The sequence below is a fragment of the Leucobacter sp. BZR 635 genome, from assembly GCF_048061935.2.
Taxonomy (GTDB): Bacteria; Actinomycetota; Actinomycetes; order Actinomycetales; family Microbacteriaceae; genus Leucobacter.
In genome coordinates, this window is record NZ_JBLUNZ020000051.1 from 21,316 (window position 1) to 39,266 (window position 17,951).

General features: G+C 66.8%; 17 protein-coding genes and 2 tRNA genes. 5 read left to right on the plus strand and 14 right to left on the minus strand.

Going from position 1 to position 17,951, the window contains the following annotated elements; genetic code table 11:
* Nucleotides 1-62 precede the first annotated feature (62 nt).
* From ACI1US_RS10590 to serS, 6 genes are all read right to left on the minus strand, one after another.
* Nucleotides 63-1,211, minus strand: coding sequence for a hypothetical protein (locus ACI1US_RS10590; RefSeq protein WP_461640296.1), 1,149 nt, complete (start codon nt 1,209-1,211; stop codon nt 63-65).
* Between the two features lie 214 nt (nt 1,212-1,425).
* Nucleotides 1,426-1,517: transfer RNA gene (locus tag ACI1US_RS10595), tRNA-Ser, on the minus strand.
* 58 nt (nt 1,518-1,575) lie between these two features.
* Nucleotides 1,576-2,844 (minus strand): LCP family protein, encoded by a 1,269-nt coding sequence (locus ACI1US_RS10600; protein ID WP_461640298.1) that lies wholly within the window; start codon nt 2,842-2,844, stop codon nt 1,576-1,578.
* Between the two features lie 146 nt (nt 2,845-2,990).
* Nucleotides 2,991-3,081, minus strand: a tRNA-Ser gene (locus ACI1US_RS10605).
* 42 nt (nt 3,082-3,123) lie between these two features.
* Nucleotides 3,124-3,975 carry an HAD family hydrolase gene (locus ACI1US_RS10610; RefSeq protein ID WP_416550019.1) on the minus strand — a complete coding sequence of 284 codons (852 nt, stop codon included), beginning with the start codon at nt 3,973-3,975 and terminating at the stop codon, nt 3,124-3,126.
* A gap of 3 nt (nt 3,976-3,978) precedes the next feature.
* Nucleotides 3,979-5,250 (minus strand): serine--tRNA ligase, encoded by a 1,272-nt coding sequence (serS, locus tag ACI1US_RS10615; RefSeq protein WP_416550020.1) that lies wholly within the window; start codon nt 5,248-5,250, stop codon nt 3,979-3,981.
* A 44-nt stretch (nt 5,251-5,294) separates the two neighbouring features.
* On the opposite strand from serS, the gene ACI1US_RS10620 reads away from it, so the two are divergent.
* The gene (locus tag ACI1US_RS10620) at nt 5,295-6,308 is read left to right on the plus strand and encodes a diacylglycerol/lipid kinase family protein (protein WP_416550021.1); all 1,014 of its coding nucleotides are present in this window, start codon (nt 5,295-5,297) and stop codon (nt 6,306-6,308) included.
* Nucleotides 6,309-6,310: 2 nt separating this feature from the next.
* On the opposite strand, the gene ACI1US_RS10625 is transcribed toward ACI1US_RS10620, so the two are convergent.
* The 4 genes from ACI1US_RS10625 to ACI1US_RS10640 all read right to left on the minus strand — a co-directional run bounded on the left by ACI1US_RS10625 (nt 6,311) and on the right by ACI1US_RS10640 (nt 11,003).
* Nucleotides 6,311-7,432, minus strand: a complete 1,122-nt coding sequence (locus ACI1US_RS10625; protein WP_461640301.1) for a hypothetical protein — start codon at nt 7,430-7,432, stop codon at nt 6,311-6,313.
* Complete coding sequence (locus tag ACI1US_RS10630) at nt 7,429-7,815, minus strand: PadR family transcriptional regulator (protein ID WP_461640303.1); 387 nt, start codon at nt 7,813-7,815, stop codon at nt 7,429-7,431. The genes ACI1US_RS10625 and ACI1US_RS10630 overlap by 4 nt, the downstream gene beginning before the upstream one ends.
* Before the next feature lie 389 nt (nt 7,816-8,204).
* Complete coding sequence (pheA, locus tag ACI1US_RS10635; protein WP_416550022.1) at nt 8,205-9,158, minus strand: prephenate dehydratase; 954 nt, start codon at nt 9,156-9,158, stop codon at nt 8,205-8,207.
* A gap of 201 nt (nt 9,159-9,359) precedes the next feature.
* Nucleotides 9,360-11,003 carry a phosphohexomutase domain-containing protein gene (locus ACI1US_RS10640; RefSeq protein WP_416550023.1) on the minus strand — a complete coding sequence of 548 codons (1,644 nt, stop codon included), beginning with the start codon at nt 11,001-11,003 and terminating at the stop codon, nt 9,360-9,362.
* A gap of 63 nt (nt 11,004-11,066) precedes the next feature.
* Between ACI1US_RS10640 and ACI1US_RS10645 the strand changes: the two genes are divergently transcribed.
* Complete coding sequence (locus tag ACI1US_RS10645) at nt 11,067-11,852, plus strand: HAD-IIA family hydrolase (RefSeq protein WP_416550024.1); 786 nt, start codon at nt 11,067-11,069, stop codon at nt 11,850-11,852.
* A 173-nt stretch (nt 11,853-12,025) separates the two neighbouring features.
* Here ACI1US_RS10645 and ACI1US_RS10650 read toward each other — a convergent pair whose 3' ends face one another.
* The 4 genes from ACI1US_RS10650 to ACI1US_RS10665 all read right to left on the minus strand — a co-directional run bounded on the left by ACI1US_RS10650 (nt 12,026) and on the right by ACI1US_RS10665 (nt 15,761).
* Entirely contained in the window at nt 12,026-12,808 is a 783-nt protein-coding gene (locus ACI1US_RS10650; RefSeq protein WP_416550025.1) for a sulfite exporter TauE/SafE family protein, read from the minus strand.
* A 13-nt stretch (nt 12,809-12,821) separates the two neighbouring features.
* The gene (gene pyrE / locus ACI1US_RS10655) at nt 12,822-13,376 is read right to left on the minus strand and encodes an orotate phosphoribosyltransferase (RefSeq protein ID WP_416550026.1); all 555 of its coding nucleotides are present in this window, start codon (nt 13,374-13,376) and stop codon (nt 12,822-12,824) included.
* Between the two features lie 65 nt (nt 13,377-13,441).
* Entirely contained in the window at nt 13,442-14,788 is a 1,347-nt protein-coding gene (locus tag ACI1US_RS10660) for an APC family permease (protein WP_461640307.1), read from the minus strand.
* Nucleotides 14,789-14,873: 85 nt separating this feature from the next.
* Nucleotides 14,874-15,761, minus strand: a complete 888-nt coding sequence (locus ACI1US_RS10665) for a carbon-nitrogen hydrolase family protein (RefSeq protein ID WP_461640309.1) — start codon at nt 15,759-15,761, stop codon at nt 14,874-14,876.
* 116 nt (nt 15,762-15,877) lie between these two features.
* On the opposite strand from ACI1US_RS10665, the gene ACI1US_RS10670 reads away from it, so the two are divergent.
* From ACI1US_RS10670 to ACI1US_RS10680, 3 genes are all read left to right on the plus strand, one after another.
* A complete protein-coding gene (locus tag ACI1US_RS10670; RefSeq protein WP_461640311.1) occupies nt 15,878-16,648 on the plus strand; it encodes a FadR/GntR family transcriptional regulator in 771 nt (256 codons plus the stop codon).
* A gap of 45 nt (nt 16,649-16,693) precedes the next feature.
* Nucleotides 16,694-17,533, plus strand: a complete 840-nt coding sequence (locus tag ACI1US_RS10675) for a Sir2 family NAD-dependent protein deacetylase (RefSeq protein ID WP_461640313.1) — start codon at nt 16,694-16,696, stop codon at nt 17,531-17,533.
* A gap of 66 nt (nt 17,534-17,599) precedes the next feature.
* On the plus strand, nt 17,600-17,797 hold the full coding sequence (locus ACI1US_RS10680; RefSeq protein WP_461640315.1) for a type II toxin-antitoxin system RelE family toxin: 198 nt from the start codon (nt 17,600-17,602) through the stop codon (nt 17,795-17,797).
* Nucleotides 17,798-17,951 lie beyond the last annotated feature (154 nt).

The following is a 17,951-nucleotide window of genomic DNA, read 5'->3' on the forward strand; positions in this document are numbered from 1 at the left end:
GAGCGGCGGTACTCGCCCGCGGCTGCTGAGCTGCCTCAGCTGCCTCAGCTGCCTGAGCTGCCTCAGCTGCCTGAGTGGCCTCGCTTGGCGCGTGAGGATCGGCGCGCGGCCACGGCGAGTGCCACCCCGAGAGCGGCGGCACCGCCGGCGCCCACGATCCACGGCATGGCGTTGAAGCCACCCGAGCGGGCAACGTCCTGGCCCTGATTGGGGGTCTCGCTCCCTGGCGCAGGACCGCCGTCAGGTGATGACGCTTCGGGCCTGTCAGGGACCGGGGCATCGGGCGCGTCGTGCTCGGGCAGCGTTGGCTCGTTTGGAGCCTTCGGATCATGCGGCTCCTCGCCGGCAGCGGGAGGCTTGGCACCGGGCCGCTGCGGTGCGCCGTTGCCCGGCGTCTGGGAGGGGCGCAGTTCTTGCTTGTCGCCGTCAGTATCTGTCTCTGGCGCGGGGTCGGGCACCGGTTCGCCACCGCCCTCTTGCACGGGCGAAGCCACCGGCTCCATGCTCACCGTGCAGCCCGGGATCGTGCTGGCCTGCGGTTGGCCCGGGGCCCACGAGCCCTCCGCGTCGCTCAGCACGGCCGCGGTGAAGGCCGAGGTCATTCCCCTGACGAGTGCGACCTCGCCGCCAAGCTCGCCGGGTACTGTGACAGTGAAGTCGAGCACGCCCGCGGAGTCAGCGCGGCGTGCATCGACCGTGGGGGTCTCGCTGGGGCGGTGCTGTGCGCCGTCGCCGTCACTGCGCGCATCGAGGTCGTGCAGCCACTCGATGGAGTCGCCGGTCACGGTTGCTGACTCCCATGGAGCGCTCGCGAGCTTCAGGTAGCTCTCTATCTCGCCGGTCTGGTGGCTGTCGCGGCCCCCGGCTCCGAGCGCGACTGCCTGCGAGAGGGAGACGTCAGAGACGCTGAGCCCCTCGCCGACGCTCACCGTGTTGGTGCCCAGCCGCAGGTTTGGATCGAGCGGGAGCGGAATGAAGCTGTCGCCTGCCTCCTGCTCAGCCGCGCGCAACGTGAAATCTGTGATGGAGACCCGGAAGCTGCGGCCGGCCATCCAGTCGACCTGCACGTGATGCGTGGCGTCGCCCTCGGGTGCCCAGTGCGAGCAGACAGTGTTCGGGTGGTCGGCATGTGCCGAGGTCACGCCGGCTGGCAGCGCCGACCCAATGACCGCAGCGGCAAGCGCTGCTGTACCGATGGTTGTTTTACGCATGCTCCCCCTTCGCCGTGCGAATTGCCCACGCTACCGGACGGGTGGGAGGGGAGTCGAGGGCGTTCAGGGGATCCTCAGGGCGTGGCCCGGGGCCCGTGGGGCACTCAGTGGGGGATCGCGTGTGAGCCTGGAAAGCACTGAGCCGGGAACGTACTGAGTCAGAAAAGCACTGAGCCCCACTCCGAAGAGTGGGGCTCAGTGTGTTGCCTGTCTATGGCGGAGACGGGGGGATTTGAACCCCCGGTCGAGTTTAACCCCGACCCTTCATTAGCAGTGAAGTCCGTTCGGCCGCTCCGGCACGTCTCCATGAGCAGGCAACGCCATTCAGTCTAACGGGAAAATCCCGTGCTCGGAAATCCCGGGGCTAGTAACTTATCTGCCCGACCGAACAAGATTCGACATCAGGCTTCAAGCCGGTGATCTCGGGCGGCAGTTGGACGCGTCCGCCGTCTTCTGCGACCTGGCCTTCTTCAGCTGGAGGCACCTCGCCCTCAGCGCCCTCGACGGGCTCCTCAGGCACTTCCGCTGGCGCCTCGGGGTCGGGAACCGGGGGAGTCTCAACGGCCCCGCCCGCGCCCGTCACGTCGAATGCCGCGCCGCTGAGCAGCGTCTCGAAGAATTGCTCGGCGAGGACGTAGTCCGGCCGCAGGCGGCCTGACTCGTACGGGTGGTCGAGTGACGGGTACTGCACGAAGTTGATGTTGCTGAGGTCGATGTCTTTGACCGTGCCTGCTGCGGCCTGCATGAACTCCATGCTCTTCATGCTTTCGGAGAGCAGCATGTTGTCGACGGCGGCCTTCGCGAGGTTCCAGACCTTGAACGGGTCGGTCAGCGTCTCCGAGCTCTTGAGCTTGCGCAGCAGCGATGACATGAACACCTGCTGGTTGTTAATACGCGAGATGTCGCTGCCGTCGCCCACGCCGTAGCGGGTGCGGAGGAACTGCAGCGCGTCCCAGCCGACGAGCGTATTCATGCCGGCCGGAAGGTCGAGGTTGGTCTTGGGATCGACGAGCGGCTGCGTGAGGCAGACGTCAACGCCGCCGACGGCTTCTGAGATACCGACGACGCCATCGAACGTGATGACGGCCGCGTAGGGGATCTCCATGCCCGTCAGCTCTGAAATAGTGCGCGCGACACAGGGTAGCCCGCCGTACGACATGGCCGAGTTGAGCTGTTGCTCACTCATCGCGGGGTAGAAGCCCTCTTCGCCCTCTTCGCTCGGGCAGCTTGGGATCGGGACCATGAGGTCGCGCGGGAAGCTGATGACGGTTGCGTTCTTGTGATCCGCCGAGACGTGGAGCAAGAGGGTGACGTCGTTGAGCTCGCCCTCTTCGCCGTCGTCGTAGCCCTGGCCCTGCCGGGTATCGGAGCCGGCGAGCAGGATGTTGAGCTCGCCGTCGATTGACTGGGTGCCCGAACCGATCGAGGCCTGCGGGCCTCCGAGATCGACGGTCTTGGCGCTGTTCACGAATGCCCAGACGGCGTAAGCCGCTGTTGCCCCGCCCGAGAAGGCGACGACTAGCAGGGTGGTGAGTAGGAAGCGGCTGATGTTCTTCGCAGAAGACGACCGTGGCAGCTTCCCGTGGCGCACGACTGAGCGGCGCGGCTGTTCAGCCTGCGTCTTTCTCGCCATTCGGATCCCCTGTTCGTAGAAGCGGCTCACGAGTGCAGGCCGCACGATCTCCCTAATTTACCCGATAGCCCTGGAGAGAGCCTGGAGTGAGCGGGGAATCTCCTGAGTATGGAAGATGCCCCGAGCGATTCGCTCGGGGCATCTTGTGGCGGAGGGTAGGAGATTTGAACTCCTGAGACGGGATCACCGCCTGCTTGTTTTCAAGACAAGTTCCTTCGGCCGCTCGGACAACCCTCCGCGAACGAGCCTAGCAAATAAATGCGGCTGCTCTTGCCAGTTTTAGGCGCCCAACAGCTCCGGGAAGCGCTTGCGGAGCGCGAGCAGCAGCCCGCCGTCCTCCGCAGACTCGGTCACCTCGGTGGCCGCGGCCTTCACTTCGGGCACCGCTTGCCCCATCGCGACCGATACTCCAACGCGCCCAGCCCACTCGAGCATTTCGATGTCGTTGCGCCCGTCGCCAGCGGCAAACACGTTCGACGGGTGAATGTCGAGCTTCGCGCGCAGCACCTCAAGGGCGCTCGCCTTCGTCACGCCGTCCGGCGCGATATCGAGCCACGACGAGGTGCCGACGGCGTACGAGACGTGGGTGAGGCCGAGTGCCTCGATCGCGGTGAGGAACTCCTCGACGCGGTAGTCGGGGGAGAACACGATCACGCGGGCGGCCTGCACGCCGAGAAGGTCGTCGAAGTCGACCTGGCGCTGGTTTGCGGGCAGTGTGCCCGCCGGGATTGCCTTCGTGTAGAGAAACTCACCGTCTGCGAGCTCGACCGAGAAGTGCGCGGTCGTGAGCTGCGGGCGGATTTTCAGGAGCACATCGGTCGGGTTGAATGCCTCGACGTATTCGCGACGGAAACCGCGGGTGCCGAAGGGATCCCGCTTGAGCGTGACCGCGCCATTCGCGGTGACGACCCACTCAGGGCGGATCCCGAGCCGCTCCACGATGGGCAGCGTCGCGTCGACCGAGCGGCCGGTCGACACGATGACCTCGTGACCTGACTCGTGAAGCGTGCGGATCGCCTCCGCGAGCTCGGGATCAATGATCCCTCCCGCGGCATGGTCACCCGCGCCTTCAAATCCGTGACGAAGTACGGTTCCGTCGAGATCGAGGGCGATGATGTGGCGATCCTGCATTGTTTATGTTCCTTCTACCGGGCTGAGTATTTCGAGTCCGCCGAGGTATGGCCGAAGCGCCTCGGGTACGGTGACGCTGCCGTCTGCGTTCTGATGGGTTTCGAGAATGGCGACGATCCACCGGGTGGTGGCGAGCGTCCCGTTGAGCGTTGCGACGGGCGCGGTCTTGCCGCTCTCGGTGCGGAAGCGGGTCTGGAGCCTGCGCGACTGGAAGGTCGTGCAGTTTGAGGTGGAGGTGAGCTCGCGGTACGTGCCCTGCGTCGGCACCCACGCCTCGATATCGAACTTGCGGGCCGCGCTGGATCCGAGGTCACCGGCTGCGACGTCGATGACGCGGTAGCTCAGGCCGAGCGCCTGCAGCATCTCTTCCTGCCAGCCAACGAGGCGGTCGTGCTCGGCCTCGGCGTTCGCCGGGTCGGTGTACACGAACATCTCGAGCTTGTTGAACTGGTGCACGCGGAGGATGCCACGGGTGTCCTTGCCGTGCGAACCGGCCTCGCTGCGGTAGCAGGTCGACCAGCCGGCGTAGCGGATCGGCCCCTTCTCGACGTTCAGGATCTCGTCTGAGTGGTAGCCGGCGAGGGCGACCTCGCTCGTGCCGGTGAGGTACAGATCCTGATCCTGCAGGTGGTAGACCTCGTCGGCGTGCTCGCCGAGGAAACCGGTGCCCGCCATGATCTCGGGCTTCACGAGCGTCGGCGTGATGAGCGGGGTGAAGCCGCCCCGCATGGCGAGATCGAGCGCCATGTTCATCAGCGCGATCTCGAGGCGTGCGCCGACACCGCGGAGGAAGTAGAAGCGTGCGCCAGAGACCTTCGCGCCGCGCTCCATGTCGATCGCGCCGAGCATCTCGCCGAGCTCAAGGTGGTCGCGGGGCTCGAAATCGAACGCCGGCACATCGCCGACGGTGCGGAGCGTGACGAAGTTCTCCTCGCCGCCTTCGGGAACGCCCTCAATGACGATGTTCTCGATGCGCGAGGCGATCCTGTCGAACTCCGCCCCGGCTTCCTTCGCGCGGGCGTCAGCGGCCTTCACCGCGGCGGCAAATTCCTGCGCTTCGGCGATGAGCGCGGGCTTCTCCTCTTTCGAGGCCGCCTTCACGCGGTCACCCATCGACTTCTGCGAGGCACGCAACTGTTCGAATTCGCCGAGCGCTGAGCGGCGGGCGGCGTCGGCGGCAAGCGCCTCGTCCACCACCGACTCATCGTTCCCTCGGGCGCGCTGTGAGCGCTTGACGACATCGGGATCGTTGCGGAGGAGTACTGGATCGATCACATCGCTAAGCCTACCGCGCGAAGCTCACGACTACGATTGACCCCATGACCAAGGTCTCCAAGCGCACGCAGCCTCACGCGGCCGTCGTGTACCACCCGCTGAAGACGGACGTGGCGAGGCTTCGCCGCGCGGTGCGGGCGGCCGAGGCGCGGGCCGGATGGGCCTCGACGCGTTGGTATGAGACGGAAGCGGTGGATCGGGGCACCGGCGCAGCCCGGCGCGCGATCGCCGAGGGGGCGGGCGTCGTCTTCGGATCTGGCGGCGACGGCACGATCCGCGCGATTGCTGAGACGCTGCGCGGCAGCGGGATCCCGCTCGGGATCGTGCCCCAGGGCACCGGAAACCTGCTCGCTCGCAACATCGGCATGCCGCTCAGCGACCTCGATCAAGCCGTTGAAGCCGGTTTCTTCGGCAGAAACCAGCCCATCGACCTCGGGCTCATGACGATCGTGCGGCCAGCCGACGAGGCGGGCCAGGTTGCCGAGGACGAGCACGCGTTCCTCGTGCTCGCGGGCATGGGCCTCGACGCGAGAACCATCCGCACGACCCGATCCACCCTGAAGAAGCGGCTCGGATGGCTCGCCTACGTCGACGCCGGCGTGCGCACCATGGTGAAGGACAAACCGCTCGAGATCCAATACTCGATGGACGGCTCCCCAATGAAGCCCCTCACCGTCTACACGGTGATGATCGGCAACTGCGGGCTGCTCCCGGGCGGCGTGCTACTCATCCCAGACGCGAAGATCGACGACGGGCTCCTCGACGTCGTGTCTCTCCGTCCGCTCGGCCCGTTCTCGTGGCTACACATCTGGGGCAAGATCGGCTGGGAGAACGGCGTGCTTCGGAAGACGAAGACCGGGCGGCGTATCATCGACCTCGTAAACGATACGAAGAACGTCACCTATCTCCGCGCGCGAAAGTACGCGCTTGCCGTTGCGCGCCCGGAGCCGATCCAGCTCGACGGCGACGATTTCGGTCTTGCGGTCGAGGTCCGCGGGCGGGTGGACCCGGGTGCCCTCATCATCCGCATGCTTCCCGGGTGGCAGCTGCCTGAATAGCGTCACGGCGCATCCGCAGCTTTCGCGTCTGCTTTCTGCTCTGACTCCGCGTCTGCTTTGGCTTCCGCCTCAGCGTCTGCTTTAGTTGCTGCGTCGGCTTTCGCTTCCGGGTCGGCTGCTGCGTCAGTCTTTGCGTCCGTGTCTGTTGTCGCGACAGCAGCGCAGTCACGCGAGAGTGGCGGGAAGTAGCCCGACGGGGGTGTCGCCGGCTCCATTTTGCCGATCTCACCGGTCGTCTGGTTGGCGCGGGCCTCGGAGAGCGGGAAGACGTTCCACGCCGCAGCATCCTTCGCGAGGGGGTTGAAATCGTGCTCGATGCCGAAGGCATCATTCTCGTCCCACGACTCGGGTGGCTCGGTCGCATCCTCGCCGAGGGTCGTGAGGGGGTTGCCGCGCTGGTCGTAGAGCCGCACCGAGTCGAGCGGGTTACCCTCGCAGTCGTAGGCGAAGATGTTCGTCACCTGCTCGCCATTCCAGACGATGCCCTGTGCGGAGTAGTCCTCGTAGATGTAATCGACGCTCGGCGAAGTGGCATTTGCCCAGCTGCTGAAGAGAAACGGGAGCAGGAGCACCACGGCGGCGACATTCGCGATCGTTCTCAGCACCCCCACCCAGGGGCGAGGCAGCCACTTACCGCGGCCCCACTGCACGCTCAGCACGATGAGCGCGAGGGTGAACACCAATGACCAGAAGGAGATCGGAAAGCCGTTGACCAGCGGATGGTTGAACACCAGCAGCGCGGCCCATGCCCCGATGACAGCGCGGAGCACCCACCAGAGCGGGCGAACCGAGACCGCGAAGTCGCGGAAGCCGCGCCGACCAGGTGTCGCGTCAAACCAGAGGGCTGCGCGGTGCTGGACGGCCTCGATCCGCTCGGCGAAGGTGACCCGCGGTGCATTGCCCGGGGCGCGCTGTGGGAGTCCGGCCGCCTGGCGCAGCTCTTCGGCGTAGCTTGCCGCGTCGCCGAGTTCGTCGCCGTCATTCAGGCGTTCAGTGAGGTCCGCGCCGAGCCCGTCAAGGAGATCATCGAGTTCGTCAGCCGGGAGGTCGCTGAGGTGAGAGCGCACCGCGGCAGCGAAGCCCTCAGCGCGCTGCGCGTTGGTGAGTGAATCGGTGGCGTTCATGCTGCGGGTCCTTCGTTGCTCGTAGGGCTTCCGGGTGCTGGCTGTGGCGGTGACTGTGATTGTGACTGCGGGGAGATCAGCGCGGTGAGGGTTTCCGAGAACCGTTGCCACCCGATCCGCTGCTCGCCGAGGAGGTCTTGGCCGTTCGGTGTGATGCTGTAGTACTTGCGGTGAGGCCCGCCCTCGGAGGGCACGACGTACGTCGAGAGTGCGCCTGCCGCGTAGAGCCGGCGAAGTGTGCCGTAGACCGAGGCGTCGCCGACCTCTTCCAGCCCGGCGTCGCGCAGGCGGCGCACGACGTCGTAGCCGTAGCCGTCTTCGCGATCCACCACCGCGAGCACTGCGGCGTCGAGCACGCCCTTCAGTAGTTGTGTTCCATCCACGCGGAACCCCCTTCGTCATTCCCTGTTACGCACTAGTGTGCATTGCGCAATAGTGCGGTGTCAAGAACTGTGGTGGCGCGTCGCGGAATGCGCTGCCCCGCTGCGCGGCACCGCCCGCCCGCCGCTGCGCGGCCCCGCTGCCCCGCCCGCCGCCGCCGCTCAGGTCATGGCAGTTCAGCGAAACAGGGAGTTTTCAGCGGTAAATCACTCCTGACCTCGCTGAAACAATAGCGGCTGAGCGGCTGAGCGACTGAGCGGCTGAGCGGCTGAGTGACTGAGCGGCTGAGCGGCTGAGCGACTGATGCGCGTGCGCAGGGAGCAACGGGGCGCAAGCGGAGCAGCGGTACGGGCAGACAGAGGCGCGGCAGAGGCCGCAGCACCGCAGCGCGTCAGGCCGGGTCTACACCCTCGATGACCTCGCGCAGCCAGTCGCGGGCGTCGCGGAAACGGTCGTTATCGTGCACCGGGCGAAACTCCGCCGAGATCTTGTCTGCCCGCGGGTAAGACCCGAGGAACACGACGTTCGGGCTCCACCGCTTCACGCCGAGCAGGGCATCGGCGACGCGCTCATCCTTGATGTGCCCCTCGGCATCGATGACGAACCGATACCGGCCCATCCGGTCGCCGATCGGCCTTGACGCGAGCAGCGTGAGGTTCACCCCCCGGGTCGCGAACTGTTCGAGGAGGTCGAGCAGCGCGCCCGAGCGATCCTCGGGGAGCTCCGCGATCAGCGAGGTCTTGTCGGCACCCGTCGGCTCGCCAACTGGCACCACTCGGCTCACGAGCACGAAGCGTGTGACGGCGTCAGGGTTGTCGGCAAGATTGCGAGCGAGCACTTCAACGTCGTAGTGATCCTCGATGCCGGGAGGCGCGATCGCCGCATCGATGTGCTTCGCGTCATCGAACAGGTCGGCGGCGGCCTGCACGTTCGAGGTCGCCGGCATATGTCGGTGCGTGGGGCGCGCCTCGTCGAGCCATGTGCGGCACTGCCCGTAGGCCACCGGATGGCCCGCGACGACCGAGATATCCTCAATCGCAACACCGGGGCGCGCGACGAGCACGAAGTCCACGGGCACGAGGTACTCGCCGATGATGCGCAGGCCGGGGATCGTCGCGAGCAGATCCTGCGCGACCGTGACGCCACCGTCGATCGAGTTCTCGATCGCGATCATCGCGGCGTCGCTCGCACCGGACACGACGTCGTTCAGCGCCTCGCCAAGGTTCGTGACGGGATGCCAGTCCTGGCCCCGCGCCTCCTCCACCTGCTTGAGCGCAGCTTCGGTAAATGTCCCGGCGGGCCCGAGGTAGGAGTACCGGCGGAGACGAGAAGGGCGCTGTGACATGTGCCTAAGCGTATCGCGGGGGATCCCCGAGCCACACCTCACAGTGGAACTCTGCAGGGGGGGGGGCAGTGATCCACAGCCCGCGATCCCGCGATCCCGCGATCCTGCGATCCCGCGATCGACCGAACCGCTGCGCCCGCCACCTAGCCCGAGACGGTGCCCGAGACGATGCCCGAGGCCGCCCGAGCACCTCGGCCCGGACTACCCGAGTGCGCGAGCGACGAGCGCCTGCGCCGCCGACTGCACCTCGACGAGGTGCTCGGGGCCCGCGAACGACTCCGCGTAGACCTTCATCACGTCCTCGGTGCCAGACGGCCGCGCCGCGAACCATGCGCGCGCGGTCTCCACCTTCAGCCCTCCGATCGCCGCACCGTTCGATGCTTCGGTGAGGATCGCAACGATCGGGTCACCGGCGAGCTCGGTCTCGGTGACGTCCGCCGCGGAGAGGGCCGCGAGTCGCGCCTTCTGCTCGGCGGTCGCCGGGGCGTCGATGCGTGCGTAGGCTGGCTCGCCGAAGCGCCGGGCGAGGGCGGCGTAACGCTCCGACGGCGACTGACCGGTGACGGCCTGGATCTCGGCGGCGAGCAGACAAAGCAAAATGCCGTCCTTGTCGGTGCTCCATGCGCTGCCATCGAAGCGCTGGAAGGACGCCCCCGCGCTCTCCTCCCCGCCGAACACAACGGTGCCGTCGGAGAGGCCGGGCACGAACCACTTGAAGCCGACGGGCACTTCGTCGAGTCGGCGGCCGTGGGAAGCGACGACGCGGTCGATCATTGCCGACGACACGAGGGTCTTGCCGATGCCGGCGGTCACGGGCCAGTCGGGGCGGTGCTCGAGCAAGTAGTCGATGGCGACCGCGAGGAAGTGGTTCGGGTTCATGAGCCCGCCGTCGCGCGTGAGGATGCCGTGCCGGTCGGCGTCGGCGTCGTTGCCGGTGACGATCGGGTACTCGTCGCGGTACGAGGCGACTGTTGACATCACCTGTGCGGAGGAGGGATCCATGCGGATCTTTCCGTCCCAATCAAGGTGCAAGAATGCGAACTGCGGATCGACCCCCATGCCGAGCACAGCGAGGTCGAGCTTATGGCGGTCGCGGATCGCCGGCCAGTAGGCGACGCTCGCGCCGCCGAGCGGGTGCGCCGCGAAGCGCAGGCCTGAGTCGCGGATCGCCTTCACGTCGATGACGTTCGCGAGCCCCTCAACGTAGGCTCCGAGGAAGTCATAGGCGCCGGGAACCTCCGCCGACGGCGACTCGTGATGGGCGAGCTCGCGCCACGCCCCGCTTTCGAGCAGCTCGTTCGCGCGAGCCGCGATCCAACTCGTGGCGTCGCTGTCGGCGGGACCACCGTGCGGCGGGTTGTACTTGATTCCGCCGTCCGCGGGCGGGTTGTGGCTCGGGGTGACAATGATGCCGTCAGCGCGCTCCGGGTCGTCGTGCGCGCGGCCGCGGTTGTGGGTGAGGATCGCGTGGCTCAGCGCCGGCGTCGGCACAAAGGCCTCGTCGCCTGTGCCCGCGTTCGCGAGCACGTGCACGCCGGCGGCCGAGAGCACCTCGATCGCCGTGTGCTCGGCCGGGGCGGACAGCGCGTGCGTGTCAGCGCCGATGAACAGTGGACCGCGGATCCCCGCTGCGGCTCGGTGCTCGGCGATCGCAGCGGCGATGGCCGCGATGTGCGCCTCGTTGAAGGACGCGGTGAGGGCGGATCCGCGATGCCCGGAGGTGCCGAATACGACCCGCTGGCTCGGAACGCCGGGATCCGGCACGACCTCCGAATATGCGCGCGTGAGCGCCTCGACGTCGATGAGGTCTTCGGGGCGGGGAAGCAAACCAGCACGTACATCCATACCCTCAGTCTGCCAGGGCGACGCCGCTACGTCTCGTTTACCCACTACGAGTAGTCTGAGAACATGAGCGATATGCAGCAGGGCCGTCCGTCGATCGAGTGCTGGCTTACCGACATGGACGGGGTGCTTGTTCACGAGAACCACGCCATTCCGGGGGCTGCCGAGCTCATCGAGCAGTGGGAAGCCAAGGGGCAGCCCTACCTCGTCCTCACGAACAATTCGATCTTCACCGCGCGAGACCTCTCCGCGCGCCTCGCGTCGAGCGGAATCAGGGTGCCTGAGGATCGGATCTGGACGAGCGCGCTCGCGACCGCCGCGTTCCTCAAGCAGCAGAAGCCAGGCGGATCGGCGTTCGTGCTCGGCGAGGCGGGTATCCTCACCGCGCTGCACGACGCCGGCTACGTCATGACCGAAACCGCCCCTGACTATGTGGTCGTCGGTGAGACGCGCAACTACTCGTTCGACGCGATCACGAAAGCGATCCGGCTCATCAACAACGGTGCGCGCTTCATTTCGACCAACCCCGACGCGACGGGCCCGAGCCCCGACGGCGTCCTGCCGGCGACGGGCGCGATCAATGCGCTCATCACGAAGGCGACGGGCAAGATGCCCTACATCGTCGGCAAGCCGAACCCGATGATGTTCCGCTCGGCGATGAACAAGATCGGCGCGCACTCGCACAACACCGGCATGATCGGCGACCGGATGGACACCGACATCGTGGCGGGCATGGAGGCGGGCCTCCACACGGTGCTCGTCATGACCGGCATCGCTGATCAGGCTGAGATCGAGAAGTTCCCGTTCCGGCCGGTCGAGGTGCTCGGCTCGGTCGCGGAGCTGCTCGACTAACTGGGTTCCTCGCGCGTGCTTGCCGCGTATTTGGGCAAACCTCGCAGCCTCACCTCCCCGAATAATCCTGGGTGAGCCTTTTACGGCCCGCATAGGGCTCAGGATAGAAAACTCGGGGAGGAGAGGGCGCGTCAGGCGAGCAGGCTGGGCGTACGCGGGCGGAGCGCGGAGCGCTACTTCGCCGCGCCGCTCCGGAGCTTCCGCACGAGCATCTGGATGAGGATGAAGGCAAGGTAGCCGGAGAAGGCGATGTTGCCCCAGAAGGGGTCGATCCACCCCGCGAGTATGGAGCCGAAGGGCACGCAGACTGACGCCGCGACTCCGACGAACGCGGCAGCCCGCAGGTCGACGTTGTTGCGGCGGAGGTTTCCGATGGTGCCAGAGATTGACCCGGGGATCATCATCAGCAGTGAGGTGCCCTTCGCGATGAGGTCGCTCGCGCCGAAGAAGAACATCAGCACCGGTACCACGACCACGCCGCCGCCGACACCGAGGATGCCGGAGAGGATCCCGGTGATGAAGCCCGTGAGCACGAGGAGCGCTCCCATGAGCACAGTGAGGGTGATCTCGTCGTCGCGCTGCGGCACGACGAACCAGAGGCTCACGATGACGACTGCCAGGAACCCCATGAAGCCCCACTGGATCGCCCCCACAGGGAGCTTCGAGAGGAGCAGGCTGCCGAGCTGCGCGCCCACGATGATGCCGACCGCGAGCAGCAGCGCTGCCATCCAGTCGACGTTGCCCTGCACCGCGTAGCTCGTCGCCCCGACGATCGCGGTCGGGAGGATCGCCGCGACCGATGTACCGGCCGAGAGCTTCTGCGGCATGCTCAGCCAGAGCGCGAGGGCGGGCACGATAATCGTGCCGCCACCGATGCCGAAGAGCCCCGAGAGCAGCCCGCCCATCACGCCGATCGCGATGAGGGGGAGTGGGCTTGGGCGCGTGGATGCGTTCATCAGGTGGCGCGCGTTACTGAGCGTCGAGCCCGAGGTCTTCGAGGCCGATCGCGAAGCGGTACTCGTAGCCCGCCTCCTCGATGCGTGCCTTCGCGGGGGCCTGGCGATCCACCACGACCGCAACCGCGACCACCTCGGCGCCAACCTTCTTCAGCGCCTCGATCGCTGCGAGCGGCGAGCCACCCGTGGTCGAGGTGTCCTCGACCACGACGACGCGCTTGCCGTCGAGATCCGGGCCCTCGACCTGGCGGCCGCGGCCGTGATCCTTCGGCTCTTTACGCACGACGAACGAGTCGTACACCTGGCCGCGGGCGACGCCCTGGTGCATGATCGCCGAGGCGATCGGGTCGGCACCCATGGTGAGCCCGCCGACCGCGACGACGCCGTCGATGTCGTCGATGAGGTCAAGCATGACCTGGCCGATGAGCGGGGCCGCGCGGTGATCGAGCGACAGCTTGCGCAGATCGATGTAGTACGTGGCCTTCTTGCCGCTCGTGAGCGTGAAGTCGCCGTGGAAGACGGCCTCCGACTTGATGAGTTCGATGAGCTGTTCGCGCGCGCTGGTCATGCTTTGATTCTACTGAGCGTGGGAGCGGCCCGCTGTCCCGCGGCGGACCGCGCCCCGAGCGAGCGCTAGTCGACGCTGTCGACGGCCAGCTCTGGCGGCTGCCTGCGGAAGCCGCGCGTGGTGAAGCCGAGAATGACAACGCCTACGAGCACCCAGATCGCCCCCAGCGTAATCGCGTGGATATCGAGCCGTGTGAGCAGGTACGCGATCACGACCACGCCAATCGTGGGCGCGACGAGGTAGAAGAGCGGATTGTGCTGCCGGCCCTCGCGCCGTTCCTTCGCCCAGTACACGATGACCGAGATGTTCACCATGATGAACGCGATGAACGCACCGAAGTTGATGAACGAGGTGGAGGTCGCGACGTCCATGAACATTGCGATGAGGCCGACAACCGAGATCGCGAGGATACTGAACACCGGGGTCTTGAACCGGTCGTTGAGCGCTCCGAAGAGGCGCTTCGGAAGCACCCCATCTCGACCCATGGCGTAGAGCAGTCGGCTGCCTGAAGCCTGGGCGGCGAGCCCCGAGGTGAACTGGGCGACGACGAGCGCGGCGAGGAACACCGCTCCGAAGATATTGCCGCCAACCTGAGTTGCGATGTCGAACGCCGCGGTGTCGGGGTTCGTGAAGGATCCGCCAGGGTGCACGAGCTGGGTGACGTAGGCAACGAGTACGAAGATTCCGCCGCCGATGAGCGCGACGAGCATGATCGCGCGCGGCACGGTGCGCTTGGGGTCGATGGTCTCCTCGGTGAGCGTGGTGACCGCGTCGAAGCCGAGGAAGGAGTAGGCGGCGATCGCGGCACCGCCAGCGATGCCGGTAAAGCCGGCGTCAGCACCCACGAACGGCCCGCTGCTGAAGAGCGCGCCAGCACCGTCGGCTCGTGCGACTGAGGCGATCGAGAGCGCAACGAAGAATGCGATGACGAGGATCTGGAACGACATGAGAATGAAGTTCGCGCGATCTGCGACCTTAATGCCAATGATGTTCAGCGCGCTGGTGATGACTATGAAGCCGAGGATCCAGACCGGCATTGGGATCCCAGGGAACTGCGCCGTGAGGTACGAGCCGCCGATGAGCCAGATCACCATCGGGAGGAACAGGTAATCGAGCATGATCGCCCAGCCGACGAGGAACCCCACCCTGCCGTCGATGGTGCGGCGCACGTAGGTGTACGCGGATCCCGCAACCGGGTATGCCTTCGCCATGCGCCCGTAACTGTTGGCGGTGAACAGCATCGCGATGAGGGCGACGAGGTACGCGCTCGCGCTCGCGCCGCCCGTCTCTTGCGCGATGACTCCGAAGATCCCGAGCACGATCAGCGGGGTGAGATACGCGAGCCCAAACAGCACGAGCGACGGCAGCTTGAGCGTGCGCGTCAGTGCTGTGGAAGGTTGGGTAGTGGACACAAGTGACTCCTCTGTCTGGTGGTGTGTCTGGTGGTGGCCTCAGTGGCCGCGGTGGCCTCAGCAGCCGCGGTGGCTCGGGGCCGAGCTACTCGGCTTCTGCCGCGCTGCGCGGCGACCAGGACTGCGGGTCGATCCTGCCCGAGTACATGGGGAGCGGGATCTCCCGATCGCCCTCCTGGAACTGCGCCCACATGCGGTTGCTGAACATGGTCCCGCGCTCACGCACGGCGCGCACCTGTGCGGGGTCGTACTCGAAGACGAGGGTCTGCTCGCCGATCCCAGCCTCGGCAATTACGTACCCCTCGGGGTCGACGACGATGCTGCGGCCGCGGCCGACAGGGCCGGCACAGTTGACGCTTGCCATGATGTTCTGGTTGGCGATCGCGTTGGCGCGAGCCAGCACGAGCTCCTGCTCGCGGTCGGGCGTTGTTGTCTTGACGATGTTGAACACAATGTCTGCGCCGAGCCAGGCGAGCTGGCGGGTGTGCTCCGGGAACCACGCGTCGTAGCAAATAGAGAGCCCCGCGGCCCCGGCTCCGTCGAGCGGCGTGACGATGAACTCGGTGCCGGGCAGGTGCGGTTCGAACGGGCGCCAGGGGAACATCTTGCGATAGCTCGCGCGCAGCGTGCCCGACGGGTCGAACAGCAGCTGCGTATTGAAGAACTCGCCCTCGGGTCCGCGTTCGCCGATGCTTCCTGGGCAGAGCCAGACCTCGTGCTGTGCGGCGATGAGCCCCAGCTGGCGCACGTAGTCGCTGTCGAGCGGCACGGCACCTGCTTCGAGGGCTGCGAGGCGGGCGGCCTCTTCGAGGTGCTCGGTTCCGCAGAGGTGGAGTTCGGGATAGATGATCATGGTGGCTTCGGGGTGCGCGGCGAGCGTCTGGGTGACGTCGGCTGCGAAGGCCTCGAGTGTGCCGTTTACGGGCAGCGGTGAGCGCTGTGCGAGTGCGATGGTGTGTGTCTGTCTGGTCATCCCGACCCCCTTGTCATGCGGGCAGTCACCCGGGGGTGACGCTCGAAAATTGAAGTGATCAACATGATCATGATCAATTTGAACACTCTACGTTGCTCGCCGGATAGAATCAAGTCATGGCGACACGGGACTCCGAAGAGCAGGCAGCGGCCGAGCGGGTGCTCTTCGCCCTCCCTGGCTCCCCGGCGCTTGCTCGGCTCTCGGCAGTGGAGACTGTGCGCGCGCGGATCCTTCTCGCGATCGAGCACGCGCTCCTCGCCCCCAGCAGCAAGCTCCCGCGGGTTGAGCACATCGCTGCGGGGCTCGAGGTCAGTCCGATAACCGCGCGGCGAGCGCTCGAGAGCCTCGTCGAAGACGGCGTGCTCACGCGCCGCCCAGGCAGGGGCGGCGGAACCTTCGTGGCCGAAGCGCCCCCGGCTCTCGGCGACAGCTCAGTCTCTGCCTATCGCGCGGATACGCAGGCGATCAGCAGCCTCATCGACCAACGCTCGCTCATGGAGAGCGCCATTGTGCACGCGGCTGCCCTCCGAGCGACGGAGTCCGACTGTGCGGAGCTTGACGAACTCATCGAGCAGTCGCAGCGCGCGAGTAACTGGATGGACCACCATGTGCCCGACAGTAAGTTCCACCGACTGGTCGCAGAGATGAGCGGCCTCCCGGAGGCACCCGCGTACCTGACCGTGTACGAGGCGCTGCACAAGTACTTTGTGCCCTACCCGATGGAAGAGCTCGAGGAGGGCCGCGACGAGCACCGGGCCCTCGTGGCGGCGTTCCGGGCGAAGGATCCGCTCACCGCAGTCTCCGTGACCCGTATCCACGTCGATGCGCTCAGGCGGGAGATGTTCCCGGCCCTGCCTGTCGACGGGGGTGACGGGGCCGCTGAGTGACGCGTATCCCCGCTCGAGCACAGCAGCGCCGCCTAGGCTGGGGGCGTGAACGAAGCACTCCCTGAAACCCAGCTCGCAGAACTCGTCTCGCTGTTTGAGCGCGGCCCGGTCGCGGTGCTCACCGGTGCGGGGATGAGCACTGACTCGGGCATCCCTGATTACCGCGGGGCGGGCACGCCGCCGCGCACGCCCATGAACATCGCTCAGTTCACGGAGGATCCCCACTACCGTCGCCGCTTCTGGGCGGGCGCGCGCATCGGGCAGAACCGCATGAGCATCATCGAGCCGAACGACGGGCACCGTGCCCTCGCGCGCCTCGAGGCGGCCGAGCACATCGAGGGCGTCATCACGCAGAATGTCGATGGGCTGCACAGGCGGGGCGGATCCCGCACCGTTGTTGAGCTCCACGGCGGCGGCGGGATCATGCGCTGCACGCAGTGCGGTGAGCGCTGGACGCGGGCCGAGGCGCTCGGGTGGTTCGATACGCTCAACCCCGGCTACGCGGAGCGCAATGCTGAGGCCGAGGTGGCGCCCGACGGCGACGCACTCGTCGGCGAGGTCGAGTCCGTGCGGGTGCCGCTGTGTCCGGGCTGTGGCGGCATGCTCCGGCCCGACGTTGTCTACTTCGGCGAGACCGTGCCCGTCCCGGTGTTTGAGGCCGCAGCGGCGCTTGTCGAGCGATCGACGGCGCTGCTCATCGCGGGCTCCTCGCTCGCAGTGAACACGGGCATGCGGCTCGTGCACAAGACGGAGCGCCGGGGTAATCCGCTCGCGGTGATTAACCGCGGTCCGACAGCGGTGGATCGCCGCCCCGCCCTCGCCGTCCGCATTGACGCGGGCACGACCGAGACACTCACGGCGCTCGCCGCAGCCCTCGGGGCGTAGTCGGCGCGGCGGCTACGCAAGCTGCCGCGGCAGCTTCGCGAGCGGCTGCTCCACGCAGTAGAAGATTTGGCTGACGATCCTCTCCCTCATGGCGCGACGAAGCTCGTTGGCGAGGCGACTGCCTGGCGGATCCGGGTAGGTGACTCCCGGGTGGTCTGCGGCATTTTTGACGAAAGCTTGGTCGTGAGCGAGGTTCGTGCCGGGCACCGCCGTGAGGTGCATCGGTTGCAGTGCTTGGCTGCGCTCCAGCTGACCCACCGCTGAACTGCCATGACCTCAGCGAGGTCAGGAGCGTTTGACGGTAAAAGACCCATGACCTCGCTGAGGTCATGGCTGTTGAGCGAGGCGCGGAAGCCGGAACCCGCGCCGGGCCGAGCGCCTGAGGGAAGCACAGAGGGTGGTGGCCGGGGCTAACCCC